Below are 24,823 nucleotides of genomic sequence, written 5' to 3' on the forward strand. Positions count from 1 at the left end.
GCCCCGCCAGGGCGAGTCCCACCCCTTCCAAGGCGCGGTCGAGCCGCGTGGTGAGGTGTCACGCTCCGCGACGGCTCCCCAAGATCTGCGCCAGGGCCGAGCTTCAGCAGCGGTTGAGCGTCCACCTGGCGCTGGCTGCTCGGATCGTAGAGTCAGCGCCGCATCAGAGCACATCAGACACTGGGCAGAGCCAACAACGCGTCGCACGGCTGAGTGGCGGAAGATCGCCATGCTTCTGAGCGTTGTCTTCGGTATGCAGATCAGCGAAGCTTCCAGGGCCAGCGGTGTGAGTGCGAGATCGTTACGACACTACGAGGACGAGGGATTGATCGTCCCTGGCCGATTGAGCAATGGCTTCCGCGACTACTGCCGGACCACGATCGACCGGGTGCTCGTCATCCGTTCGCTGCTGGAGTCCGGGCTGCCGGTGCGACTGATCCGTGAACTCCTGCCCCGTCTCACCGACGGATCCGATGTCAGCACAGATGCGGTGTGCGAGGAATTCCTGCACGAAGTGCAGGGGTTCCGCGATCGGCTCGCTGCACGTATCGCGCTTCTCAACGATCAGCAGGCAGCACTCGATGCCTACCTGCGGGAGTCCCGCCGTGCTGATCTCTGACCGCCCCCTTGACCTTCACACAAGTGTCAGGTTCATACCTTCGGTGCATGGAGATCAACGAGCAGCAAAGCACCGCTGAGCCCACGATGCGAGCCCTGGTGCAGCGGTCACACCGGGGGCCGAAGAACCTGACCCTCACAACCGATCTGCGCCGCCCGACCCCGGGGCCCGGCGAGTACTTGATCCGCGTGGGCGCTGCCGGGGTCAACTTCGCCGACGTCACACAGACCCACGGAACGTACGGAGGAGGCCCGCAAGCCCCGTATGTTGCCGGCTTCGAGGCCGCCGGCGAGCTCGTGGATGTCGGCCCGGACATCGAGAGTCCGCTGCCCCTCGGCACCCGCGTCGTCGGAGCAGGCCCGGGGGCCTTCGCGCAGTACATGACGATGCCGGCCGCGGGCGTGCTTCCCGTGCCTGCCGGCTGGAGCGACGCCGCGGCACTCGGCCTCGTGTTGAACTGGGCCACCGCCCTGGCGGCACTGAGGCCACTGGGCGAAATCAAGACGGGTGAGGTAGTCCTCATCCATGCCGCCGCCGGGGGCGTGGGGCAGGCTGCCGTCCGCCTGGCCCTCCACTACGGAGCGCGCGTGATCGCCACGGCGTCACCGGCGAAGCACGACACCGTCAGAGCGCTCGGCGCCGACGAGGTGCTGGACAGTCGGCGTCCTGATCTCGCCGCGGAAATCACGCGCCTGACCGGCGGGGTCGACCTGACCCTGGAATCGGTGGGTCAGGCAACGTTCAAGGCCAGCCTGTCAGTCACCAAAGCCTTTACCGGGCGGATCGTCGTTTTCGGCGCTGCGTCAGGCGACGCCACACTCACCACGCGCGACCTGATCTTCACTCACCAGGTTCAAGTCAAAGGCTTGCATATCGGGGCGTTGGCGGTCGCGGTGCCGTCTGTCTATCAAGCGCTGCTCGTCGAGATCGATGCGCTCATCGCCCACGGCGTGTACCCGCCCGGTGCCCCTCAGGTTCACCCCCTGGCTGACGGGGCATTGGTTCTGCGGCAACTCGAAGCCGGCCAGACGAGCGGTAAGCATGCACTCGATCCGTGGCGTTAGGAGCGCCTACCCGCGCCGCGTCACCATGCTCCGCTCTCCCTATCGGGCTGCGACTCGTACAGTGCTGTCATAACCGCCCGATCGCCCTCGCAACGGCCGACGACTGACCGCCCGCATGACGGAAGAAATGGCCTTCTCCATGTGCGCTCCCAATGCGGAAGAATCCGTCAATCCGAATGACGGCAAGGCGATTTCTGTTGGCTCAAGGAGGCGACCAGCGAGCGCTAACACTCCGCTTGGAATGAATCCCAGTTCAAAGGTGCGTCACCGATCGATGGCCCCACAAGTAGATCTCCAGCGGGTAATTACGCTCACGGCTCCTGCACCTGAGGCATCGTTCCGCTGGTGAGGTCCGTCTGATCTCGGCGCGATCGACCACATCCGCACTCGCCATGGGCACGGAGGGGGCGCCTCCCTGCCTCTGCGCCTCTGAATCGCGGGAGCGTTACCAGTAGTGCCGTCGCCCACCCACCGCATGTCCCACAGATCCGAGGATCCAGAGGACGACGCCGATTACCAGCAGAACAATTCCAATGGTCCAGAGAATGCCGATGCCAGCCACGAGGCCGATGACCAAGAGGATGACTCCGAGGACGATCATGACGCCCTCCGATCTCGCAGGAGTAGTGCCGATGGCGGTTCCCGCTGGATTAATCTTACACCGCTCTTACCGCTCCTTGGAGGAAAATCATCCGTAAACCGACTGCTTGCCGCAGCGCACCGTGTTTGAGGTATTGCTAGCGCACGCACGACGTGTCTTCCTCCCACCCCATTGTGGTCGAGAGCTCATGTCCTTGGTGGCCTCTGCTGCCCGTGATGATCGAGGCAGCGGCGGCAACCACGTCCGCTCGCGAGTGCCCGATTCGTCTGCGCCAAGCGCAGAACGGCTCTACCGTGGTGTCGGCGAAGTCCGGGGCGGGGCGAGAGGAACGGGGTCCGGTGGACATTCCCTTGGTGGAGGCGGTCGCCGCAGTACGCGACGAACTGATCGAGGCAGCCGGGGTGGGCGGCAGCCACCCCGGGCTCGTCTTCGCGGTCGGGCCCGTGGAGATGGAGTTCGAAGTGGAGATCCGGGCGGACGCGAAGGCGAAAGCGGGCTTCCGGCTCTGGGCGGTCGGAGCGGAGGCCGAGGCGGGGGTCTCCCGGGGCCGCACGCATCGCGTGTCGTTCACGCTGACACCGCGCAAGGCCACCGGCGGTGACCTGCTCGTCAGCGGTGGCACCGAGTGGCCCGCCGGTCCCGGGAACACGGCAGACCGCATCCCGGACTGATCCGCAGATCGAGGGCCGGCTCGGGAGTCGCTCCGTACCGCCTGCTCAGCGTTAGCCAGGGGGGGCCGATGCACCGTCAGCGAGTGGTGGCCGTGGAGGGCTCGGGCGGGCGGGGCTCGGGGTACGTGATCGCGCCCCGACTGGTGCTGGCGTCGGCGCACGTCGTCCAGGGCGCTACGGAGACCGAGGTGTTCAGGCCGGGCGACGGGGCAAGCTGCCGAGCAGCCGTGGTCTGGCGCGGCGCTTCGGGGGGCCGGGACGATGCGGCTCTGCTGTCCGTCACCGATCCGGCCTGGGTGCCGCCGGAGGGCGTCGCGCCCGGCTGGGGGCGGCTGGTGACCGACCGGCCGGGTACGCCCTGCGAGCTCGCCGGGACGCCCTGGGTCATCCAGCGTCCTGACGGTCCCCGCGAGGTGTGGCAAGCGACCGGCACCCTCAATCCGCTGACCGGCCGGGCCGACAATCGGTATGTCGTCACGTTGCGCGAGGTGCCCGCGCCGACGGCCGACGGTACTTCCCCCTGGGGCGGATTGTCCGGCGCCGCAGTCTTCAGCGGCGGCTTGCTCACCGGAGTCGTCGCCGCCGACCTCGCCGGATTCGGACACGCCGGCCTCGGTGTCGTACCCGCCTACGTCCTCCACCACGACCCGGCCTTTCGAGCGGCCTTGGCCGAGTACGGAGCTGTGCCGGGCGGCGGGGAACCGCTCGGGCCGGTCGAGTGGCAGTGTCTGGCCGACAGCAACGGAGCCCGTCCCGCAACGGAGGTCCTGACCTCCCCGGCCGTGCTGCTGCGGGCCCGGCGGGCCGTGGTGCCGTTCCGGGGCAGGGGGGATTTGCTGAGCCGGATGCGCGCCTGGTGCGACACGCCGGGGTTCGGTGTCTGGCTGGTGCACGGTCCGGCCGGACAGGGCAAGACACGTCTCGCCCATCAACTCGCCACCGGACTCGATCAGGGCGTGCCCCGGTGGGCCACGCTGTGGCTACGCGCCGACGCCTCGGCCGCGGACTTGGCCGTACTCGCGTCGGCCGCGGTCCCCACTCTGGTGATCGTCGACTATGCCGAGACACGTCCCGGTCAACTGACCGCATTGCTGAGGCTGTTGGCCAGAACCGATGGAGCGGTCCGAATCAAGCTGATCCTGCTGGCCCGGACCTCCGAGGACTGGTGGGACGATCTGCGCGGCGACACCTTCGAGGCCGAGGATCTGCTCGACGGAGCGTCGGTGACTGCGCTGACTCCGCTCGAGCCCGAATCCGGCGACCGGGAGGCTGCCTACCGCGAGGCGGCGAACGGGTTCGCCGCCGAGTTACGGGGTGTGCAGCGCTGGCAGCACTACCCCTGGCCCGCGCTTGCCGCGAGCTTGTCCGTGCCGGCGCTGGACGGGATCGGTCTGGCGAGCGCCCTCACCCTGCACATGACTGTGCTGGCGGACCTTCTCGACGCGGCCACCAAGATGAGCCCCGGCGGGCCGGACGCAGACGGCTACGCGGACATGGCGGTTCTGAACGGTGCCGGCACCGTCGAAGACCGGTTGCTGGTCCACGAGCGCCGCTACTGGAAGGCCGCCGCGACCGCCCGTCACCTCCATCCGCAGCTCTCCATGGGCACCCTCGTCGACGCTCTGGCCGCCGCTTTCCTGTGCGGGGCTGACGACGGGCCAGAGGCGGACGCGCTCCTGGCGAGGGTGCCGAACCTGTCCGACCAGCCCCTCGACCGCCGCGGGGCCGTGCGCGCCTGGATCCGCGCCCTGTATCCGCCGGACGACGCCCGCGTGTGGGACGGGCTCCATCCCGACCGGCTCGCCGAGCGCTTCCTCGGGCGGCACCTGCACGGCCAACCGCGCCTGTCGGAGGTTCTGCTGCCCGGGTCCGGCCCGGCCCAGATCAGACGACTGCTCACCGTCCTGTCCCGGGCGGCCCTCCAGCCCGACCTGTGCCACCGGCTCGGTCCCGATCTGACCGCTCTGTGCACCGCGCACCCAGACCTGCTCGCCGTGCCGGCCGTCGAGGTCGTCATCCGCACCGAGAATCCAGAGCCGCTGGTCGAGGCCCTGCGGCGCGTTTCGGACGACCCTGCCACCTCCGGCACCCTCCTGGAGGATCTGGTCGACCGTCTGCCGCCGCACAGCCACAACCTCGCCGGGGTCGCCGCCCAGCTGCTGCTCCGGCTGGTACAGCACCACCGCGACCACGCCGACGGCCGCGACCGGCCGGTTTCGTACGCCCGCGCCCTGGACCGCGCCTCGTACCGGCTCGGGGCGCTGCGCAGGTACGAGGAGGGACTGGAGGCCAGTCGGGAAGCGGTGGCCATCTGGCGGGAGCTGTGCGCGCGGGGGGCCCCGCCCGCGCTCGGGGACCGGGCGCACCTTGCGGAGAGCGTCAATGGACTGAGCCTGCGCATGGCCGCACTGGGGCAGCAGGAGGAGTCACTGGCCGCGATTCAGGAAGCCGTGGAGATCCGCGCCGAACTGGCCGCTGAACGGCCCGACCTCTACCGCAACGATCTCGCCAAGAGCCTCAACAACCTCTCGCTCCGGCTCGGAGGGGTTGGACGGACGGCGCCGGCGCTGGACGCGATGCGCGAGGCGGTCGCGATCCGCCGCGAGCTCGTCGCCGTCGAGCCGGAGCTGCACTGGTTCGCCCTTTCCGTCAACCTCACCAATCTGTCGACGCGCCTGGTGGCTGCGGCCTGCCACGAGGAGGCTCTGGTCGCCTCGGAGGAGGCCGTGGAGATCCGCCGGCGGCTCGCCGACAGGGTGCCGGACGCCACTCTCCCCGCCCTGGCCTTCAGCCTCAACAACCTGGCCGTCCGCCGGGGCAGGATGGATCGCCGCGAAGAGGCCCTCGCGGCGATCGTCGAGGCGGTGGCGATCCGGCGCCGCCTCACCGCCGCCAGGCCCGCGGTGCACGAGCCTCACCTCGCTACCTGCCTGAGCAACCTTTCGACCCGGTTATCCGCCCTGGGTCGCTATGAGGAGGCAGTGTCGGCCATCACCGAAGCCGTCACCATCAGGCGCCGCCTGGCTGCCGACCAGCCCGGTATCTACGTTCCTGTCCTCGCCAAGGCCTTGCGTAAGCAGGCGGGCCACCTGGCGACACTCGGACGCCACGCCGAGGCAACGGCGGCCGAGGCCGAGGCGGCCGCACTAGGAAAACGCGATGGCCCACACAGCGAGGTGTAGCCGTGGCCGCCACTCACAGAGGTGGGGGCATGCCGCTCGGGCGGCGCCCCTGTCTGACTTCTGTCAGCAGCGGGAGTTGGTGCACCGACCTCGCTGCCGCGCTCGTCGCGGAGTCGGCTGAGCCATGTGTTTCCCTGCCCGCAGGCCGTGCCGTAGCGGCACGGTCAGTCGAACGAGACCACAAAGGTGAAGATCCGGTGGGCACCCTCAACGACAAAGCTGTGATCGGTGATCCGCCCGACCCGACCGTCGTTCGTCAGGGCTGTTCGCAGTTCCGGGGAGACCTTGCCCAGATTCTCGGCGGTCAGGTCGAAGTAGCCGACGTGCCCGTAGTCGAGGTCGTTCCAGAGATCGCCGGGCAACTCCCACCTGTTGCCGGACAGTCCCGCGTTCCACCTGACGATCCGTTGCACATGTCCTCCTCGTGAGACCTGCGCGGTTCGTGCCCGACCTCTGGATTTTATGTCAGAGGTCGCGGAACAAGTCCCGGAATTCGGACAGTTGCTGCGGGCCGGTACGCCTCCTGGCGGATGGCGTGCCCCGGGAGCGGTACGAGGGAGGGCGGTCGGTGGCGCCGCGGCCACCCGTCGTGGCCGGGCATCGGTGAGGGCGGCATGAGCAGTCTGTCCGGGTCCGGTGCACCGTAGAGCGGGGCGGTTGGGCCCGCAGCTGCGGTTCCTTCTCGCGGTGCGCTCATGAGGTGCCGGCCAAAGGGAAACGTGGATTGGCTCCTCACCGATGTGTGCGTGCCGCCGCGGAAAGCGTGGCGAGGTCGGTGTCGTGCATGATCCGGTCGACTGTGTGCGCCAGGGTGCTGTCCGCGTCGATGACGGTCTCGATGCCGCCCTGCAGAAGGTCCAGCGGCCGGTACCACTCGCGCAACTGGCTCTCGCCGACCTCGCCTGCGATGGGCTTCGTCGCATGTCTGGCCACGGTTTCTTCGAAGGGCACGTCCAAGTAGTAGCAGTGGGTACGACCACGATGGTCGGCGCGCAACTCCTGGAGCATCTGCCCATAGCGGTCCGCGTACAGGATGCCTTCGAGGACGACGTGATACCCGGCATCGAGGCTGTAGCGCGCGACGGTGTCGATCAGACCGATGTTCACGCCGCCGGGGCGGTCGTGTTCGCGAAGGACGATCCGACGGAGGTTGTCCTGGGCGACCAGGGCCAGGCCGCGGCCGAACCGTTCCCGTACCCCGGCAGCGATCGCCGACTTGCCCGAAGCGCTGTTCCCACGCAGGAAAACAAGCCGAGTCCCCTCGGTTCCCACCATCATCCGCGTCATTTTACCGGGGGCTTCGCGCCGCTCGGGAGCGTATGTGATCAGTGGCCCCAACCGGCTCTGTTTGACCTTGACACAGTGACAGGCCCTTCACTGCTTGCCAAGGAGGTGGTCGAGATGACGATCACGGGACAGAGCGCGGATACGACGCGGGCGCTGCAGGGGCTGGAGGACGGCCGTTCATCCGTGCGGCTGCAGGCTGCTCTGGCAGTCGGTTCGACGCCCGATCCGCGCTTCGTCGACAGGCTCGTCGAGTGCTGCGGAGTGGAGCCCGACTTCTTCGTTCGCGACATGCTGACCTGGGCACTCACCCGCCATCCGGTGTCCATGACGCTCCCCCGGCTGGTCCGCGAAGTCCGCTCGGAGCATGCGCAGGCTCGGAGTCAGGCACTGCACTCCCTGTCCAAGATCGGGGACCGGCGGGCTTGGCCGGCCATCACACGCGCCGTGCTGTCCGACGCCGACCCCGAGGTGGCGCGGGCCGCCTGGCGGGCGGCGGTCGTGCTCGTGCCGGAAGGTGAGGAGTCCGTCCTGGCCGGGACGCTGGCGACGCAACTCGGACGCGGTGAGCGGGACACGCAGGTGAGTCTCAGCCGCGCGCTGGTCGCACTGGGTGAGGCCGGCGGGCCGGCCCTGCATGCTGCGGCGGCGGGTCGCGATCCGCGTGCGCGCGTACACGCGCTCGCCACGCAGCGCCTGCTGCACGACCCGGACACCGCGTTCGAGTGCGCGATCGAGGAGGCGAAGCGCGTCGTGGCCCTCGGCGGGCCCGGTCAGGAGGGACGATAGAGCGTGTTGATCGGTGAGGTGGCGAGAAGGTCCGGAGTCAGCGCCCGCATGCTCCGGCATTACGAGTCGCTCGGTCTGGTGCGGCCGTGCGGTCGTACGGGGTCCGGCTATCGGGAGTATTCCGCGCAGGACATCCGGCGCATCTTCCACATCGAGAGTTTGCGGTCGCTGGGCCTGTCGCTGCGTGAGATCGGACGCGCTCTCGACGATCCCGGCTTCACTCCGTCGACCCTCGTCGGCGACCTCGTCCGCCAGACGCACGAACGCATCGCGGCCGAGACGGAGCTGCTCACGCGGCTGCGCCGGATCGACGCGGCGGAGCCTGCCCGCTGGGAGGACGTCCTCCACGTCGTCGCGCTCCTCCAGGCGCTGGGCTCGAAGAATGCTGACGCCCGCCAACGCGCGGCCCTCGCCTCGGTCGACGACGTTCCGGTGCCGGTGGAGGCCCTCGTGGAGGCGGCACTGAGCGAGACCGACCCGAACGTCGGCGGAGCCCTTCGGTGGGCTTTGGCGCGATCGGGCGACGGCGGCCCTGCGCTGCTCGCGCGAGGTCTCGATTCGACGGTGGCCGCCGTACGGGAACGTGCCGTTCGGTCGCTCGCCGAGATGCCCGGTGACGAGGCGGCCGCGGAACTGCGTCAGGCCTTGACGAGCCCCGACCTCGTGGTCCGCGGGTACGCGGCTCTGGCCCTCGGGACACGCGCGGAGGCCGACGCGGTCCCGACCCTCATCGAAATGATCGTCGAAGGACGGAACGACACCGATGCCGCGGACGTGCTGAGCGTGCTGGCGAGCGACACCGCGAGGGCGGATCGGATCGCCACCGGGCTCGTCGCCCGCCTCGCCGCCGAGGCCACCACAGCGCCTGCCCGGGGACGACTGACGCAGGCGCTGGCCGCCGTCCCCGGGGCGGCGGCGGCGCGTGCCCTCGTCGAGCTGTCGCAGGACGAGGACCGCGCTGTCGCAGTGACCGCGGCGTACCTTCTCCAGCTACGCGACGCGCGGTGATGCGGGTCGGTCAGGACAGGAGTTCGACGTACCCGTCCGTTCCGTGCACACGAATCCGCTGCCCGTCCCGGATCAGCCGGGTGGCGCGCTCCACGCCCACTACCGTAGGCAGGCCGTACTCCCGGGCGATCACCGCACCATGGGTCATCATGCCGCCCACCTCTGTGACCAGGCCTGCGATCCCGACGAACAACGGTGACCAGCTCGGGTCCGTGAAGGACGTGACGAGGATGTCGCCCGCTTCGAGGTCGGCCTCCGCCATGTCTAGGATCACGCGGGCCCGTCCCTCGACGGTCCCGGTGGAGACCGGAAGACCGGTCAGGGCGCCGGCCGGTACGTCGTCGCGCCGGTACGCGCCGGTGACGGCCTCGCCGTCCGATGTGAGCACCCGGGGCGGTGTGAGCGCTTGGTACGACCTGAACGCGTCCTTGCGCTCCTGGATGAGCCGGTCATCCACCTGGTGGGAACGTGTGGCGTCGTGGAACTCCTGGAACGTGAGGTAGAAGACGTCCTCCTTCTCGGGGAGTACGCCGGCCCGGACGAGGCGCTCGGCCTCGCCCATCAGGGCCCGCTTGTAGACGAAGTAGCGGCTGACGATGGCGTACTTCGGGTACTCCCGGTATCCGATGAAGGTTCTCACCCGGTCGATCATCCGCTTGGTCTCGTCGGCCTTGCGTTCCCCGTCCGGCAGGGCCCGCAGACGTGACAGCACTTCCTGTTCCTTCTTCCGCGCCTTCTGCCGGCCTTGTTCGAAGCGACGCTCGGCAGCGCCCGGCTCGAAGTTCCTGATGTTGTCGAGAATCGCGGGAACGAGTGTGCTGGGGCGCTCGCCCCAACGCGGCCTCGTGATGTCGATCTCGCCCACGCAGCGCATGCCGTACCGGTGGAGGTAGGTCTCGATGGCGCGGCGGGCTTCGGTCCCGCCCGTCAGTTTCGACAGCTCGTCCAGGAAGGCTTCATCCCGGGCGTACTCGACACCTTGGAGGAATGCGATCAGCTCCGGATACGGGCGGATCGTGTCCGCGACGGCGAGCAGATCCAGTCCCATCTCCGACGTGACGTTGTCGGGGGCGGACAGCGTGAGCGTGTCGGCCGCGTTCTTCTCGCCCAGCCACTCCAGCAGCTTGTCGTTGAGCCACCACGTGGCCTCCATCCCCGCCATGATCGCCTGCATGCTCGCCGGGTCGCCGAGCGCCCGCCTGTGTTCCTCGAAGGCGTCCAGCAGGAAGTCGAACAGCTCCGGTCCGGTCTTCGTCCGGATGCCGCGCTCCAGAGCGGCGACGGATGCCTGGCTGCGCTCGATCAGCTCGGTGACGACGGCGGGATCGGTCCGGATCGGGGCGGACGCGCCGCCGGCCGGCGGTTTGCCTGGACCCGTGTCCGTGTCCGGGAGCGAGGCGACGAAGTCGTCGCGGTCGAGGGCGGTCTCCAGAGCGTCCCTGACCAGCGGATCACCCTTCCCCATGAGGTCCAGCAGGCCGGCGCGGCTCGCGGGCGAGGCCAGGCGCTGGGTGACGTCGACGAAAAGCCTGCCTCCGGCTTCGTGCATCGCCACCATGGCCGTCAACTGCCACATGGAGAACCCGAGGGGCTTCATGGGGTCGGTCATCATCTGCTGATGCCCGACGGAGACGTAGATGCGATTCTGCAGGTCATCCGTCTCGGGGACGGGGATGGGAAACAGCGTGGTGATCGGCCGGCTCTGAACGATCTGGAAGCCGTCATCGACCAGGCACCATTCGATGTCCTGCGGGCGGCCGAAATGTGCTTCGATCCGTCGCCCGAGCCGCACGAGCCGCACGATCTGCGCATCGGTCAGCGCGGGCTGGTCCTGCCGCTGCGCATCGATCGCCACCTCCTGTGTGCCGCCGCCCGGGAGGGCGTGCACGGCAAGCTGTTTGGCAGCGATCGTCCTGGCGACGACTACGCCGTCCCGCACCTTGAAGACATCCGGGTTCACCAGTCCTGAGACCAGCGCTTCACCGAGGCCGAAGCCGGCGTCCACCGTGGCAACCTTGCGGTTACCCGTGACGGGGTCGGCCGTGAACAGGATGCCGGCCGCGTGTGGGAAGACCATCTGCTGCACCACCACCGCCATCTGCACCGTACGGTGGTCGATGCCGTTTCGCTGACGGTACGTCACCGCGCGCTCGGTGAACAGTGAGGCCCAGCACCGACTGACGTGCCGGAGGATCGCCGCCGGTCCCACGACGTTCAGGTACGTGTCCTGCTGGCCGGCGAAGGAGGCCGTCGGCAGATCCTCCGCCGTCGCGCTGGACCGGACCGCGTAGGCGGCGTGCTCGCCGAGTGTGGTGAGTGCGTGCGTGATCTCCGTCGTGAGATCGCCCGGGATGGTGACCTCTTCGATGATCCGGCGGATCTGCGCACTGAGCGTGCGGATCGTCTGCCGGTCGTCCGGGTGCAGACCCGAAAGCTGATCGATCCGGTCACCGACCGACGGTGCTTGCTCCATGACCCGGCGGAAGGCGTCCGTGGTCACACAGAAGCCGACCGGAACCCGGATGCCTTCGATCCGCGACAAATCGCCGAGGTGAGCGCCCTTGCCACCGACGACTGCTACCTGTGTCTCATCAACCTCTTGGAGGTTCCGCACATACTGCTCGTTCATCGTGATGCCTCCGAGGCGGTCGTCTTCCGTCGCACTGCACCTGCCGGGCCGTCTGTCACCGGCGGCTCCAGTTGTGTCGATCCTCCAGCCGGCCGCGTACGCGTCACCGGTTTCCCCTCTCCGCCGTCCCGGGCAGCGCGCTCTCCCCACGACATCGCCCGGAGGGCTCGCGAGCGCCCTGCCGCACCCACCACTTCCGCGGCGTCACCGTCTCCCCCATACGTCGCCGCCTCACGCACGTCGTGCCCTCATTTCCGCAGGTTGTGGCTTCGGCCGATGATTCTGCGTCACTACCGGGGCCTTGCCGCAAGCCCCCCAGTGCGCTATACGTTAGGAGAGGCAAGGAGAGCGATCTCCTTGCCTACGCCTTGTGCCGTACCCATGCCCGCGTCGTAGCTGTGCCGGGCGCGGGGATGACAGATGTCGCGCGAAGCGGTGACGCGCGGCGGCGTCCACGCTGGAGACGACACGTCAGCCAAGGCAGCCCTCGACCCACACCCCTTGCCCGGGCCTTACCTTCCCCGCGTCCGATGCTCAAGGCGCGAGGGCACCCTCACCGCTGTCGGTGGCCGCGCGAAGGGGCACCCTGGATCTGCTGTCACTCCTTCAGCGGCTTTATCTGTCATATGCGCCTTCCGAACTTTGTGGAGGAACCTCTCACCCACCTACGTTCAGGAGAAAGCATGCTGACCAGGCGTACCAGCTTCAGCGCCATCGCGGCGACCGCACTGCTCGTTGGCGCAGCCGGCGCGGGCGTGGCGCAGAGCGACACCCGTGCGGGTTCACCCACCCCATCGGCGGCCACCGGAATCGAGCACCTGCGCACCCAGGTCGACCTGCCGGCCGGTGCCTGGACCGACACCCCCCTGGAGGTCACCCTTCCCAGGCACGGCACCTACGAACTCGACGCGGATGTCCGCGGACGCCTCCAAGGGCTCCCCCCGATCAACACCTACATCACCGCTCGGCTGTGGAACGTCACCTCCGGCACCGCTGTGCCGGACAGTGAGCGACTGGTCAACCAGATCATCGACTCGAACGCGGGCAACTCCGAGGCGGGCGGCAACCAGACCGCACCGATCAGCGAGCTGATCAAGGTGGACAAGGCCACGACGATCCGGCTGCAGGCCCGGCGGATCGATGCTGTCGGGGCGGCGACCATCGGCCAGATCTACTCCGACGACCAGGGCTATACGTCTCTCCGGTACGAGCGGGTCGGCTCCTGACGGAGTCGGTCCTCCCCGAATGATGCGTGGTCCCTGCTCCGGCAATTACGAGGCAGGGGCCGTGCACCCTTCGCCGGATCCCGGGAGACGCCGGATCGCGGGAGACGGTCTGTCGACCGGGCGGGCCGCCGATTCATCGCTCACGCCGTCGTACTCGTACGCCTGACAGTCGTTCACCCCCGCAGGTCGGCAGGCGGCATCCTCCGTCAGCGAGCCCAGCCTGCACGAAGCCCCTGTGGAAGACCAGGGGGCGAACGACACCGCCTTTGACGTGAACACGTCTTGACTGGTGGCCGCTGTCGCACGCACCTTTGCTGGGCGGATCTTTCCCAGGGGGGTACATGAACAGCAAGTTCCTCGGTGCGGCTACAGGCTTGGCCCTCCTGGCCACGGTGGGCGCGTCGCCTGCGCCTGCTTCCTCCGCGCCCCGTCCGGTGCCGGTGCGCGCCCTGCCGCTGGGCGCCGTCGACTTGACCGAGACGCGCAGCACGCGGACGCTGCAGCCCGGTGTCACCCTCACGCGGATCGTTCGCGGCGCCGACGCTCCGGCGCTGGCATGGACGGTCGAGATCGCCATTCCGGGCGGCGCCACCTCACCGGACCCCGACGCGCCACCGACTGCGCTCAAGGACCGGGCGAGCGCCGACGAGCTGACCGCCGATGCCGAACGGGTCGGCTTCGACGCCCGGGCCGAGCACGTCATGACGCCGGCCGTCGCCGACTATGCCGGCGGGTCGCTCGGGTGGCGGGTCCGGGTCGGGCGGTTCGACTCGCAGTCCGCCGCGACGGCCGAGCTCACCCTGCTGAGGAAGGCGGGGTACGCCGGGTCCGCCGTGTACACCGGCTGGGACGGCGACCCCGCGGACCGTGGACCGTGGCGTATCGACGTGCTCACCATTGACCCGGCCCGGTTCGGCGGCGAGCTCCGTGCGTCCTACGGTCCCGATCTGGAGAACCGCGAGAAGACCAGTCAGCTGGCGGCCTCGGCCGGCGCGACCGCGGGGATCAACGCCGGGTTCTTCGTACTCGACTCGAAGGCCGGCGCACCGGGTGATCCTGCCGGTGTGGGTGTCTACGACGGCCGGCTGCTGAGCGAGCCGGTCAACGGGCGCCCCGGCCTGGTGATACGCGACTCCGGCCGCCGCAGCACGGTCGCCCGGCTCACCTGGGAGGGGCGTGTCGTCGGCCGTGGCGCCTCGCAGGTCCTGGACGGCGTCGACCGTGTTCCGGGCCTGATCAGGAACTGCGGAGGTACTGCCGACGACACTCCGACCTCGCTGCCCCTGCACGACGTGACCTGCTCCGACCATGACGAACTCGTCGCCTTCACGCCGGACTACGGCCTGCAGACCCCGCGCGGTGAGGGCATCGAGGCCGTACTGAACGCTGCCGGCCGGGTTGTGGACCTACGGTCACCACGCGGTGGGCCGCTGCCGGTCGGCGGCAGCACCGTGCAGGCGACCGGCAGCCGCGTCGCCGAGCTGACCGCCCTGGCGCAGGCCGGCCGGCCCCTGCGCGTGGAGACGACACTGCGGGACGGCAAGGGCCGGAAAGTCGCGGCGTCACCGACGACCAGCATGCTCAACGGCGGCCCCGAACTGGTACGCGACGGGCGCATGCACATCACGCCCGCCACCGATGGGATGGTGCAGCCCGGCAACCCGAGCTTCTACTACGGCTGGATGCACAAGCGCAATCCACGCACGTTGGCCGGGGTGGACGCGGCCGGCAGGACCGTACTGGTCACGGCCGACGGACGCAGCACCGACGCGCTCGGCCTGAGCATCCCCGAGAGCGCCGCCGTGGCCAGGGCGCTCGGCCTGCGCGACGCGGTCAATCTCGACGGCGGTGGGTCGACGACCATGGTGGTCGACGGAGCCGTCATCAACGACCCCTCCGATGCGGCGGGTGAGCGCCCCGTCGGCGACGCACTGCTGATACTGCCCGACCGGAGCTGACCCGGCCGGGCCGAGAAGGCCCCGGCCCCCGACCGCCCTCCCCCAACTGCCCACTGCTCGCCGCCCACCGCCAGGAGTCGCCATGACCGCCGTCCCGACCCGAAGAGCCCGCCTCCTCTTGATTGTGGGCGCGCTGCTGTTCACGCTGGTGTCGAACCCGCCGACGCCGGCCGCCGCCTCAACCGTGTCACCTGCCGGGGCAGGAGGCGGGCCCAGCTCGTCTCGGGGTGCCGAGGTCGTCGGGGTCACCCAGGTCGCCGACCGTCAGGTCGACCTGTCGGTCCGCTCACCGGCTCTCGGCGGCCGGACGGTGAACGTGCGTCTGCTCACGCCGGACGGCTGGGATCCGGGTGACCGGAGTCGGCGCTGGCCGACCCTCTGGCTGCTGCACGGCTGCTGCGGGGACTACACGTCGTGGACCAGCATGACCGATGTGGCGCGGACCGAGAGCCTGCGCGACGTCCTCGTGGTCATGCCGGAGGCCGGCTGGAACGGCTGGTACAGCGACTGGTGGAACTACGGCCAAAGCACTGACCCGGCGTGGGAGACCTTCCACACCAAGGAGTTGCGTCTCCTGCTGGAACACGGCTGGGGTGCGAGCAGCAATCGCGTCGTGGCGGGCCTCTCGATGGGCGGCCAGGGCGCCATGCTGTACGCCGCCCGGCACCCCGGGATGTTCAAGGCCGCCGCCTCGTACTCCGGCTCCGTGCACCCACTGCTCAACGACGAGTCGGTGAACCGCATCATGGGCTACTTCGCCGGTCAGGGAAACGACCCGCTCAGGGTCTGGGGCGACCCGGTCGCGCAACGCGATGTCTGGGAGGCCCACGACCCGTACCACCTGGCCAAGCGTCTCAAGTCGATCCCGGTCTACCTGTCCTGCGGGGACGGCACGGCCGGCCCCTTCGACCCGCCCGGCAGCACCAACGCCCTCGAGGCCGACTTCAACCGGCAGAACCACGCCCTCGCGAGCGAACTCGAACGCCGGGGCGCACGACACCTGGTCACCCACTTCTACGGACCGGGCACTCATCGCTGGGCGTACTGGGAGCGCGAGTTGCACTCCTCGCTGCCGATGCTGCTCGACGCCCTGCGGACCGGCCGCTGAGCACCGACGCGCCCCGGTGAGGACGCGGGGCGGGCGGGCGCGTCCGTGCCCGTCCTCGCCGCCGGCCACGACTCGCCCCGGCAGTGCCTCGCGCATGCGCGGTCCGGGAGGGCGGCCGATCGTAGGGTGACGCGGGTGATGGTTCACGAGGGTGCGGTGAAAGCAGGCGGTGGCCGGCGGCCCGGCTACCTGGCCGCGGCTGTGGTGTTCGCCATCGGGATGGCCGGCACCACGCTGCCCACTCCCCTGTACGGGCTCTATCAGCAGCAGATCGGCTTTTCCGAGCTGATGGTCACCGTCGTGTTCGCCGTGTACGCGCTGGCGGTGATCACCGTGTTGATGGTGGCCGGCAACTACTCGGACAAGGTCGGTCGCAGGCCCGTGCTGCTCTGCGCCATGGCGCTGTCGGCGGCGAGCGCGGGATGCTTCCTGCTGGAGGGCGGGCTGCCGCTGCTCTTCGCCGGCCGTCTGCTGTCCGGTGGTGCGGCCGGTCTGCTGAGTGGAGCGGCGACCGCTGCGGTCCTGGAACTCGCCCGCCCGGGGCAGAAGGCGCGCGCCGGGTTCGCCGCCACGGCCGCGAACATGGGAGGGCTGGGCTGCGGGCCGCTGCTGTCCGGCTTCCTCGCCGAGTACACCCCGTGGCCGCTGATGCTGCCGTTCTGGGTTCACCTGGGCCTGGTGACCGTGGCGTGCGGGATCACCTGGCGTCTGCCGGAGACGGTGACGCACCCGCGGCGATGGCCTCGGCCGGAGCCTCAGGGTGTGGCGGTGCCCGCGGAGGTGAAGGGTGTGTTCGCACGCGCCTCGCTGGCAGCGTTCGCCGGCTTCGCGCTGCTCGGGCTGTTCACAGCTGTCGCACCGAGCTTCGCCACGCAGACACTCGGCGTGGACAATCTCGCGGTGACCGGAGCCGTCGTATTCTCCGTCTTCCTGGCATCGACTGCCGGACAGTCGATGACCCGGCGCATCGGCAGTCGCCTCGCGCTGCCGCTCGGGTGCGGCTGTCTCGTCGTCGGTCTGCTGTTGGTGGCATCGTCGCTGATCGCGGAGTCCCTGCCGCTGCTCGTCCTCGGCGCCCTGTGCGGGGGAACCGGCCAGGGCCTGTCCTTTCGGGCGGCGCTCACCCTGGTCAGTGACGCCGCTCCGGCCGCGCACCGGGGCGGCACCATTTCGGCGTTCTTCGTCGTCGCGTACACGGGCATCTCGGTACCGGTCGTCGGGGTCGGCGCTCTGGCCACGTGGCTGGGTCTGCGCGAGGCCGGGCTGATCTTCACTGGTTGCGTCATGCTGCTGGCGGCAGGCGCCGGAACCTACTCCGCGCTCAGACCGCCGGCGCAGGCGTAGCCGGGTTCCGGCGGGCCGAACCTGCTGCCCCTGTGCCGGTTTCGTACGAAACCGGGGGCGGCGATCGACGCGCCGGTAGGCCGCGGTCAGCATGCGGACCGCGGCCTACCGGTTGCAGGGGACGTCCGGCGGTTCAGTGCGCGACGACGGGGATCCGGGTCTCCTGCGGAGCATCCTCCGGGGCGCGCGAGGCGGCCGTGGGGCCGCCCTGATGACCGGCCTTGATCATGGTCAGCGCGATGCCCGCGGCAAGCACCAGGATGCCGACCGCCCACCAGGTGGCGCTGGAGTATCCGTCCACCATGGCCTGTGCCCGGAGCAGCTTCTGTGCTGCCGGAGTCGTCGCACCTGCCGCATGCGCGGTGAGGTAGGCGGTCGTGGCCGAGGCCGCGACGGTGTTCAGGAGCGCGGTGCCGATGGCGCCGCCGACCTGCTGCGAGGTGTTGACCATCGCGGAGGCGACACCCGCGTCACGCGGCTCGACGCCGTGCGTGGCGAGCGACATCGCGGGCATGAACGCCGTGCCCATGCCCAGGCCGAGCAGCAGCAGCCCGGGCAGCACCACGCCGGCGTACGAGCTGCCGATGTCCATCCGGGTCAGGAACAGCATTCCGGCCGCGGCCGCCAGGAAGCCCGGGCCCATGAGCAGTCGCGGGGGCACCCGCGTCATCAGACGGGCACCGATCTGGGTGGAGCCCGTGATCATGCCGGCGACCATGGGAAGGAAGGCCAGGCCGGTTCTGATCGGCGAGTAGCCCTGGACGACCTGCAGGTAGTAGGTGAGGAACAGGAAGGTGCCGAACATCGCGATGACCGCGAGACCGAGCGAGAGGTAGACACCGCCGCGATTGCGGTCGGCCGGCACGCGCAGCGGCAGCAGCGGAGCCTTGACGTTCGCCTCCGTGACCAGGAACGCGCCGAGCAGCACCGCGGAGGCGACGAACATGCCGATCGTCCATGCGTCGGACCAGCCTGCGGACTCGGCGTGCGTGAAGCCGTAGACCAGGGAGACCAGGCCGAGGCTCGAGAGCACGACGCCGGGAATGTCGAGCGGTGAGCGGTTACGTCCACCCGCCGGCTCCCGGATCACGAAATACGCACCCAGGGCCGCGACGATCGCGAAGGGAACGTTGACGAAGAAGGTCCAGCGCCAGTTCAGGTACTCGGTGAGGGTGCCGCCGAGGATGAAGCCCACGGCGCCGCCGCCACCGGCGATCGCACCGTAGATACCGAACGCCTTGGCGCGCTCCCTGGCCTCGGTGAACGTCACCGCGAGCAGCGAGAGCGCGGCGGGAGCGAGCAGCGCGCCGAACGCTCCCTGCAGCGCACGGGCGCCGAGCATCATGGCCTCGCCCTGGGCGGCACCGCCCAGCACGGAGGCGGTGGCGAAGCCGGTCAGGCCGACGAGGAAGGCCCGCTTCCGGCCCCACAGGTCGGCGATGCGGCCGCCGAAGAGCAGCAGGCCGCCGAAGGCCAGGGCGTAGGCGGTGATGACCCACTGCCGGTTGCCGTCCGAGATGCCGAGGTCCTGCTGGGCCGAGGGCAGCGCGATGTTCACGATGGTCGCGTCGAGCACGACCATCAGCTGCGCCAGGGCTATGAAGATCAGCGCCTTCCAGCGCTTGGGGTCGGGGCCGGTGTCGGCTCTGCCGGCGGAGATGAGTGTTTCGGACATGGGGGTACCCACTTCGGAACTCAATTCGGGAACGAGATGCGGGGCTGCAGTTCGAGGCTGGGGTTGGGGGCTGAAGTCGGGAGCCGAAGTCGCGGGTCGAGGCTCCGGGGTGAAGAGGAGAGAACCGCGCTGCCTCCGGAGCCGGCTTCCGCAGGCTCCGCGCTGCGCGGGGTCAGGCCGCGTGGCGGGTGCTGGTGGGCCGACGGCGGCGGGCGGTCTCGGTGAGGGCGGGCGGGTCGTAGGCCATGTCGAGGGCGCCGACACCCGTCCCGGGGGCCACGATGGCGTCGATCCGGTCGAGGATCTCGTCGTCGAGCGTGGTGCCGATGCCCTCCAGGAGGTCCTGGAGGTGGTCCATGGTGCGCGGGCCGATGATCGCGGAAGTGACGCCGGGATGGGCGATCGCGAAGGCCACCGCCAGGTGCGACATCCTGATGCCCGCCTCGTCCGCGAGGGCGACGATCTGCTCGACGGCGTCGAGCCGATGCTCGTCGCTGAGGTGCTTGAAGCCGAAGCGGGACCGGTGGCTGTCCGGGGCCGCGCCCTTGCGGTAACGGCCGGTGAGCATCCCCTGGGCCAGCGGACTCCAGACCAGGACGCCCATGCCGTACTGCTCGCACACCGGCAGCACATCGCGTTCGATTCCGCGGTCGAGGATCGAATAGGGCGGCTGCTCGGTGCGGAAACGCTGCAGGCCGCGCCGGTCGGCGACCCACTGGGCCTCGACGATGTCGGCGGCGGGCGTGGTCGAGGAGCCGATGGCCCGGATCTTGCCCGCCCGCATGAGGTCGGTGAGCGCGGAGAGCGTCTCCTCCACGTCCGTTTCGGGGTCGGGACGGTGCATCTGGTAAAGGTCGATGTAGTCGGTTTCCAGGCGTCGCAGCGAGTCCTCCACGGCCCGGATGACCCAACGCCGCGAACCCCCCTGCTGGTTGGGGTCGTCCCCCATCGAGAGGTGCCCCTTGGTCGCCAGGACGACGCTGTCGCGGCGGCCCTTCAGCGCCTTGGCCAGGATCTCCTCGGACTCACCGCGTCCGTAGACGTCGGCGGTGTCGACGAAGTTGATGCCCGCGTCCAGCGCGGTGTGGACGATCCGCGTGCAGTCGTCGTGGTCCGGGTTGCCGAGGGCGCCGAACATCATGGCGCCCAGACAGTAGGGGCTGACCTTGATGCCGGTCCGGCCCAGTGTGCGGTACTGCATGAGTCTTCTCCCTGCATGGGCTGCCGGTCGCGGGTCCGGCTAGAATGAAACCGGAACACCGTTCAGCAATGACAATACGGAACATCGTTCCGGAGCGCAAAGGGAAACCATTCCATGTCTGATCGCCCCACCGGGGAGCCGGTCGCGCGCCGCGTGCGAGCCGACGTCCAACGCAACCTGGACGCCCTGCTGACCGCAGCCGCCGAGGTCTTCGCGTCGGACGGCGTGGACGCCCCTGTGCGGCGGATCACCGCGAGGGCCGGGGTGGGTGCGGGCACCCTCTACCGCCATTTCCCGCAGCGCTCCGACCTCATCACCGCCGTCTTCCGCCACGAGGTCGACGCCTGCGCCGAGGCGGCCCCCGCTCTCGCGGAGGAGCACGAGCCGGTCGAGGCGCTCACTCTGTGGTTTCAGCGGTTCGCGCAGTTCGTCGCGACCAAACGCGGCCTCAAGACCGCTCTGCACTCCGGCGACCCCGCCTACGAGAGCCTGCCCGCCTACTTCCAGCAGCGCTTCCTGCCCGTCGTGACGGAGCTGCTCGACACGGCAGCCGCATCCGGCGGGATCCGCGCCGACATCCCCCCGTACGACCTGCTGCGCGCCATCAGCGATCTCGTCGCGCCCGACGACCAGGGCTACACGCAACGCATGATCGCGCTGCTCGTCAACGGCCTCCGTTACGGCACGCCCCCCGCTGCTATGGACGGCGAGGGCGCCTGACCGGCCCGCGAGGGGACCGGATACGGCACGTATTCCGACGTGAACGAACAGACGCAGACCGCGACCATTCGCGTGTTCATCGCCCTCGCCCCGCCCGACCCCGCCAAAGAGGAACTGGTCCGGGAACTCCGCACCGCCTACGCCACACATCCGCACATGCGGTGGAATCGCGTCGAGGACTGGCACATCACCCTGGCGTTCCTCGGGGAACTTCCTGTCGAAACGGTCGCCCTCCTGTGCCCCCCGCTCTCCGGCGTCGCAGCCGCGCACCCGCCGCCCCGCCTTGCGCTGCGGGGCGGCGGAGACTTCGACGACCGCGTGCTGTGGACCGGGATCGACGGAGGCGTGGACGAGTTGCACGCGCTCGCGGCAGACGTGCGTACCGCCGTCAGGGGCTGCGGAATCGCGCTCGAGAACCGGCCCCTGCGACCGCACCTGACACTGGCCCGCGCCCGCCGGGGAGATCTGTCCTCGGCTGCGGAGATCGCGTCCGGGCTCGCCGGGTTCACCGGCCGCCCATGGGCGGCCGAGCGTCTGCACCTGGTCGGCAGCAATGCCGCCCGGAGCAGCGGGCCGATCCGCTATCGCGACATCACGGCGTGGCCCCTCGGCGGCTTCCGGGACCGCGTCGACGGGTTTTCGACGCCTCCGCCAACCGCGGGCCGCGGCGGCTCGGCCGGCCCGCACAGCCCTCGTTGAAGGCCGGGCGTGCCCGTTCAGCACCCGGACCATGTGTGGTTCCCTCACAAATCCGTGTGCTTCACCGGGCAGGGGGCGCTAACGTCGATGACATGAACGTCACCGGCCCCCGCACCACCGCGACCGCGCGAGCGCCCAGCTCGCCGGTTGCCGCCGTCTGACTTCCCCTCCCCCGGCGACCGGAAACGGTCCGTCGGCAGTGCCGTGGCGCCTTTGGCCCCGGCCGGGCAACTGAACGGTCCCGTTCTCCGGTGCCTCCCCCGCTACGTCGCGAAGGAGTCATCCCGTGAACACGGAACAACTCGTCAGTACATTCGTCGAGTACTTCGAAGAGCGCGGTCATCAACGGATCGTCGGCTCGACGCTGCTGCCTCCACCGGGCGACACCGTGCTGTTCACCACCTCCGGCATGCATCCGCTCACCCCCTATCTGGAGGGCCGCCCCCATCCCCTGGGCAGACGACTGGTCAACGTACAGCGCTGCCTGCGCACCACGGATCTGGAGGAAATCGGCGATGCCACGCACCTGACGGTCTTCGAGATGCTCGGCACCTGGTCGCTCGGCGACTACGAGGGCCCGCTCAGCCTCGACTGGGGGTACGGACTGCTCACCGAAGGGCTGGGGGTCGATCGCAGCCTGCTGCACGCCACCGTCTACGCCGGTGACAGCCAGTGCGAACGGGACACCGCCTCCCTTCAGTTGTGGCAGGAGCGCGGAGTCCCCGTCGAGTTCACCGTGGAGGACAACTGGTGGTCCAACGGAGCCGTCGGGCCGTGCGGTCCGGACTCGGAGATCTTCCTGTGGAACGGTGAAGGACCGCCCCGGTCCACGCCCACCCGGGACGAGCGCTGGGTCGAGGTGTGGAACCACGTGATGATGCGGCACCGCCGGCTCGACGACGGTTCCCTCGTGCCACTTCCCCAGCGGAACATCGACACCGGACTCGGCCTGGAGCGGCTGGCCGCCCTGCTCCAGGGCAAGTCGTCCGTGTTCGAAGGGGACCTCTTCGATCCGTGGCGTCGGCTCCTACCGCCCCTGTGGCATCTGGACGAGCCATCGCTGCGACTGGTCTGCGACCATCTGCGCTCAGCTGTCGTGGTGCTGGGCGACGGCGTGCGCCCGGCCAACACCGGCCGGGGCTACGTCCTGCGCCGCCTGGTACGGCGGGTCCTCACCGTGTTGTGGCGCGAGAATCCTTCGTACGGTCTCGACGACTTCCCGGACGACCTGGTCGGGCACACCCTGGCCCACTTCCGGCAGGACATGCCGCCGGCCGACGTCCGCCGGCTGCTCCTCGACGAGCAGCGCCGGTTCCGTCTCCTCATGGAACGCGGCCGGCAGGTGCTGGACCGCCCTCGGTTTCGAGGCCCACTCTCCGAGGAGGACTTCCACTACCTCCACGACACCCATGGTCTGCCACGTGATCTGATCACGAGCCTGCGCCGAGGCTGACAAGAGCCTGTCGCCGACATTCCCAGGAGGCGCCCTGTGCTCCGAGGGCAGGCAGACTGTCCTTGTGACCGCATTGAGCAAGGGCGCCAACATGCCGGTGACGGCATCCACCGTCAGAGCTGTCCTGGGCTGGTCACCGGGGCCCGGCGTGCCGGACATGGACGCTTCGGCACTGCTGCTGACCAGTGGCGGACGGGTCCGCTCCGACGACGACTTCGTTTTCTACAACCAGCCGCAGCACGCTTCCGGCGCCGTGCGTCACCTCGGCAAACAGCCGGGCGCCGACGCGCTGCTCATCGACCTCGGGGTCCTGGGGCGGGACATCGAGCGGGTGGCCCTGTGCGCTTCGGCCGACGGTGGGTCCTTCGGGCAGGTGCCGGGCCTACATCTGCGGCTGCTCGACGCCGTCTCCGGGGCGGAGTTGGCCCGCTTCGGCATGCAGGCAGGCTCGGAGACCGCCTATGTGAGCGGCGAGCTCTACCGGCGCGACGGCGGGTGGAAGTTCCGCGCCGTCGGTCAGGGATATGCGGACGGGCTGGCCGGTTTGGCGACCGACTTCGGCATCAGCGTCGACGAGGAACAGCCTGCCGCGGCCACGATGCCGCCGCCCCCCGCTCACGCTCCCGCCGCGCCCGCTGCCCCGTCCCCCTCGCAGGCCGGCTCCCCCGCCGGCCGGAACGGGCCCTCCATCCGGTTCACCAAGGGTGAGGAGAATCTGCCGGTCGACATGCGCAAGCGCCTGTCGATGCGCAAGCAACAGGTCGCTGTCAGTCTGACCAAACACGGTCTGCCCCAACTGACCGCGCGCGTCATCCTCGTCCTCGACGCGTCCGGATCGATGGGCGGCCTCTACACACGCGGCACCGTGGCGGGTGTCACCGAGCGGATGGCGGCCGTCGCGGCCCAACTCGACGACGACGGCGAGATGCAGGCCTGGACGTTCGCCAGCAACCCTGCCCGGCTGCCCGACCTCGTGATCGGTGAACTGCCCGAATGGCTGGCGCTGCACGTGCGCGTGGGGCAGGTCAGCCTCTTCGGCCGGAAGAAGCCGCCGAGGGGGTTGCGCCCGGGGCAGGTCGACATGCGGGCGGTCGGCATTCAGAACGAGGAGCAGAAGGTCATCGCCGAAGTTCGCGCGTTCGTGCGCGACCACCCGGTTCCCTGCCCGACGCTGGTCCTGTTCTTCTCCGACGGAGGCGTGTACCGCAACGACGAGATCGAGCGGGAGCTGCGCGCGGCGGTGGAGGAGCCGGTCTTCTGGCAGTTCATCGGCCTCGGCCGGTCGCAGTACGGTGTGCTGGAACGCTTCGACACCCTGCCCGGCCGGCGGGTCGACAACGTCGGCTTCTTCGCCGCCGACGACATCGAGAAGGTCCCTGACGCGGAACTGTACGACCGGCTCCTGTCGGAGTTCCCGTCCTGGCTGAGGGACGCCCGGCAGCTCGGCATCGTGCGCTGAACGTCTCCACCGCCCTGCCCGAGTCCGGTGAGGGACATGGGGTCCGGCCCGGACGCGACGCCACCGGAGGCCGCATGTGCGGCCTCCGGCCCCGCGGTGCCGCCCGTCCCGTGCGCAGGCGGCACCGCCCCTC

The 24,823-nt window shown here is 69.7% G+C and carries 20 protein-coding genes; 14 read left to right on the forward strand and 6 right to left on the reverse strand.

Going from position 1 to position 24,823, the window contains the following annotated elements; genetic code table 11:
- Nucleotides 1–229: 229 nt before the first annotated feature.
- Entirely contained in the window at nt 230–619 is a 390-nt protein-coding gene (locus ACFYPA_RS00190) for a MerR family transcriptional regulator (protein WP_359080363.1), read from the forward strand.
- A gap of 47 nt (nt 620–666) precedes the next feature.
- Nucleotides 667–1,683: a zinc-binding dehydrogenase gene (locus ACFYPA_RS00195; protein WP_359312297.1), complete on the forward strand. Its 1,017-nt coding sequence runs from the start codon at nt 667–669 to the stop codon at nt 1,681–1,683.
- A gap of 445 nt (nt 1,684–2,128) precedes the next feature.
- Here the strand turns inward: ACFYPA_RS00195 and ACFYPA_RS00200 are convergent, their stop codons facing one another.
- Complete coding sequence (locus tag ACFYPA_RS00200; RefSeq protein ID WP_359080360.1) at nt 2,129–2,284, reverse strand: DUF6131 family protein; 156 nt, start codon at nt 2,282–2,284, stop codon at nt 2,129–2,131.
- A gap of 338 nt (nt 2,285–2,622) precedes the next feature.
- Between ACFYPA_RS00200 and ACFYPA_RS00205 the strand changes: the two genes are divergently transcribed.
- Nucleotides 2,623–2,955 carry a trypco2 family protein gene (locus ACFYPA_RS00205; protein ID WP_359080358.1) on the forward strand — a complete coding sequence of 111 codons (333 nt, stop codon included), beginning with the start codon at nt 2,623–2,625 and terminating at the stop codon, nt 2,953–2,955.
- 68 nt (nt 2,956–3,023) lie between these two features.
- Nucleotides 3,024–6,137, forward strand: a complete 3,114-nt coding sequence (locus tag ACFYPA_RS00210; protein WP_359312295.1) for a tetratricopeptide repeat protein — start codon at nt 3,024–3,026, stop codon at nt 6,135–6,137.
- Nucleotides 6,138–6,301: 164 nt separating this feature from the next.
- Here the strand turns inward: ACFYPA_RS00210 and ACFYPA_RS00215 are convergent, their stop codons facing one another.
- Together ACFYPA_RS00215 and ACFYPA_RS00220 are read right to left on the reverse strand one after the other, a co-directional pair.
- A complete protein-coding gene (locus ACFYPA_RS00215) occupies nt 6,302–6,550 on the reverse strand; it encodes a hypothetical protein (RefSeq protein WP_359080353.1) in 249 nt (82 codons plus the stop codon).
- 319 nt (nt 6,551–6,869) lie between these two features.
- On the reverse strand, nt 6,870–7,424 hold the full coding sequence (locus ACFYPA_RS00220; protein WP_359312424.1) for a kinase: 555 nt from the start codon (nt 7,422–7,424) through the stop codon (nt 6,870–6,872).
- 114 nt (nt 7,425–7,538) lie between these two features.
- Here ACFYPA_RS00220 and ACFYPA_RS00225 point away from each other — a divergent pair, with 114 nt between their 5' ends.
- Together ACFYPA_RS00225 and ACFYPA_RS00230 are read left to right on the forward strand one after the other, a co-directional pair.
- Nucleotides 7,539–8,210: a HEAT repeat domain-containing protein gene (locus tag ACFYPA_RS00225; protein WP_359312292.1), complete on the forward strand. Its 672-nt coding sequence runs from the start codon at nt 7,539–7,541 to the stop codon at nt 8,208–8,210.
- A 3-nt stretch (nt 8,211–8,213) separates the two neighbouring features.
- The gene (locus ACFYPA_RS00230; protein ID WP_359312289.1) at nt 8,214–9,218 is read left to right on the forward strand and encodes a MerR family transcriptional regulator; all 1,005 of its coding nucleotides are present in this window, start codon (nt 8,214–8,216) and stop codon (nt 9,216–9,218) included.
- A gap of 10 nt (nt 9,219–9,228) precedes the next feature.
- On the opposite strand, the gene rph is transcribed toward ACFYPA_RS00230, so the two are convergent.
- Nucleotides 9,229–11,847 (reverse strand): rifamycin-inactivating phosphotransferase, encoded by a 2,619-nt coding sequence (rph, locus tag ACFYPA_RS00235; RefSeq protein ID WP_359312286.1) that lies wholly within the window; start codon nt 11,845–11,847, stop codon nt 9,229–9,231.
- A 683-nt stretch (nt 11,848–12,530) separates the two neighbouring features.
- On the opposite strand from rph, the gene ACFYPA_RS00240 reads away from it, so the two are divergent.
- From ACFYPA_RS00240 to ACFYPA_RS00255, 4 genes are all read left to right on the forward strand, one after another.
- The gene (locus ACFYPA_RS00240) at nt 12,531–13,073 is read left to right on the forward strand and encodes a hypothetical protein (RefSeq protein WP_359312283.1); all 543 of its coding nucleotides are present in this window, start codon (nt 12,531–12,533) and stop codon (nt 13,071–13,073) included.
- A 341-nt stretch (nt 13,074–13,414) separates the two neighbouring features.
- Nucleotides 13,415–15,031, forward strand: a complete 1,617-nt coding sequence (locus ACFYPA_RS00245) for a phosphodiester glycosidase family protein (protein WP_359312281.1) — start codon at nt 13,415–13,417, stop codon at nt 15,029–15,031.
- 82 nt (nt 15,032–15,113) lie between these two features.
- On the forward strand, nt 15,114–16,139 hold the full coding sequence (locus ACFYPA_RS00250) for an alpha/beta hydrolase family protein (protein ID WP_359080341.1): 1,026 nt from the start codon (nt 15,114–15,116) through the stop codon (nt 16,137–16,139).
- 138 nt (nt 16,140–16,277) lie between these two features.
- Nucleotides 16,278–17,483: an MFS transporter gene (locus ACFYPA_RS00255; RefSeq protein ID WP_359080500.1), complete on the forward strand. Its 1,206-nt coding sequence runs from the start codon at nt 16,278–16,280 to the stop codon at nt 17,481–17,483.
- 133 nt (nt 17,484–17,616) lie between these two features.
- On the opposite strand, the gene ACFYPA_RS00260 is transcribed toward ACFYPA_RS00255, so the two are convergent.
- Nucleotides 17,617–19,158: an MFS transporter gene (locus ACFYPA_RS00260; protein WP_359080339.1), complete on the reverse strand. Its 1,542-nt coding sequence runs from the start codon at nt 19,156–19,158 to the stop codon at nt 17,617–17,619.
- A gap of 172 nt (nt 19,159–19,330) precedes the next feature.
- Complete coding sequence (locus ACFYPA_RS00265; RefSeq protein WP_359080338.1) at nt 19,331–20,359, reverse strand: aldo/keto reductase; 1,029 nt, start codon at nt 20,357–20,359, stop codon at nt 19,331–19,333.
- A gap of 114 nt (nt 20,360–20,473) precedes the next feature.
- Between ACFYPA_RS00265 and ACFYPA_RS00270 the strand changes: the two genes are divergently transcribed.
- The 4 genes from ACFYPA_RS00270 (at nt 20,474) to ACFYPA_RS00285 (ending at nt 24,690) form a co-directional block, all read left to right on the forward strand.
- The gene (locus tag ACFYPA_RS00270; protein WP_359080336.1) at nt 20,474–21,079 is read left to right on the forward strand and encodes a helix-turn-helix domain-containing protein; all 606 of its coding nucleotides are present in this window, start codon (nt 20,474–20,476) and stop codon (nt 21,077–21,079) included.
- Between the two features lie 39 nt (nt 21,080–21,118).
- Nucleotides 21,119–21,778 carry an RNA 2',3'-cyclic phosphodiesterase gene (gene thpR / locus ACFYPA_RS00275; protein WP_359080334.1) on the forward strand — a complete coding sequence of 220 codons (660 nt, stop codon included), beginning with the start codon at nt 21,119–21,121 and terminating at the stop codon, nt 21,776–21,778.
- Nucleotides 21,779–22,064: 286 nt separating this feature from the next.
- Complete coding sequence (locus ACFYPA_RS00280) at nt 22,065–23,231, forward strand: alanine--tRNA ligase-related protein (RefSeq protein WP_359080332.1); 1,167 nt, start codon at nt 22,065–22,067, stop codon at nt 23,229–23,231.
- 64 nt (nt 23,232–23,295) lie between these two features.
- Entirely contained in the window at nt 23,296–24,690 is a 1,395-nt protein-coding gene (locus ACFYPA_RS00285) for a VWA domain-containing protein (RefSeq protein ID WP_359080331.1), read from the forward strand.
- Nucleotides 24,691–24,823: the final 133 nt, after the last annotated feature.

It is taken from the genome of Streptomyces sp. NPDC005775, assembly GCF_042871565.1.
In the GTDB taxonomy this organism is placed as follows: domain Bacteria; phylum Actinomycetota; class Actinomycetes; order Streptomycetales; family Streptomycetaceae; genus Streptomyces.

What these genes read in the sequence shown, in the direction of transcription:
- ACFYPA_RS00190 (WP_359080363.1), top strand. Translation starts at nt 230, where the DNA reads ATGCTTCTGAGCGTTGTCTTCGGTATGCAGATCAGCGAAGCTTCCAGG.
- ACFYPA_RS00265 (WP_359080338.1), bottom strand. Translation starts at nt 20,359, where the DNA reads ATGCAGTACCGCACACTGGGCCGGACCGGCATCAAGGTCAGCCCCTAC.
- ACFYPA_RS00220 (WP_359312424.1), bottom strand. Translation starts at nt 7,424, where the DNA reads ATGACGCGGATGATGGTGGGAACCGAGGGGACTCGGCTTGTTTTCCTG.
- ACFYPA_RS00195 (WP_359312297.1), top strand. Translation starts at nt 667, where the DNA reads ATGGAGATCAACGAGCAGCAAAGCACCGCTGAGCCCACGATGCGAGCC.
- ACFYPA_RS00270 (WP_359080336.1), top strand. Translation starts at nt 20,474, where the DNA reads ATGTCTGATCGCCCCACCGGGGAGCCGGTCGCGCGCCGCGTGCGAGCC.
- ACFYPA_RS00250 (WP_359080341.1), top strand. Translation starts at nt 15,114, where the DNA reads ATGACCGCCGTCCCGACCCGAAGAGCCCGCCTCCTCTTGATTGTGGGC.
- ACFYPA_RS00225 (WP_359312292.1), top strand. Translation starts at nt 7,539, where the DNA reads ATGACGATCACGGGACAGAGCGCGGATACGACGCGGGCGCTGCAGGGG.
- ACFYPA_RS00210 (WP_359312295.1), top strand. Translation starts at nt 3,024, where the DNA reads ATGCACCGTCAGCGAGTGGTGGCCGTGGAGGGCTCGGGCGGGCGGGGC.
- ACFYPA_RS00255 (WP_359080500.1), top strand. Translation starts at nt 16,278, where the DNA reads ATGGTTCACGAGGGTGCGGTGAAAGCAGGCGGTGGCCGGCGGCCCGGC.
- ACFYPA_RS00200 (WP_359080360.1), bottom strand. Translation starts at nt 2,284, where the DNA reads ATGATCGTCCTCGGAGTCATCCTCTTGGTCATCGGCCTCGTGGCTGGC.
- rph (WP_359312286.1), bottom strand. Translation starts at nt 11,847, where the DNA reads ATGAACGAGCAGTATGTGCGGAACCTCCAAGAGGTTGATGAGACACAG.
- ACFYPA_RS00260 (WP_359080339.1), bottom strand. Translation starts at nt 19,158, where the DNA reads ATGTCCGAAACACTCATCTCCGCCGGCAGAGCCGACACCGGCCCCGAC.
- ACFYPA_RS00240 (WP_359312283.1), top strand. Translation starts at nt 12,531, where the DNA reads ATGCTGACCAGGCGTACCAGCTTCAGCGCCATCGCGGCGACCGCACTG.
- ACFYPA_RS00245 (WP_359312281.1), top strand. Translation starts at nt 13,415, where the DNA reads ATGAACAGCAAGTTCCTCGGTGCGGCTACAGGCTTGGCCCTCCTGGCC.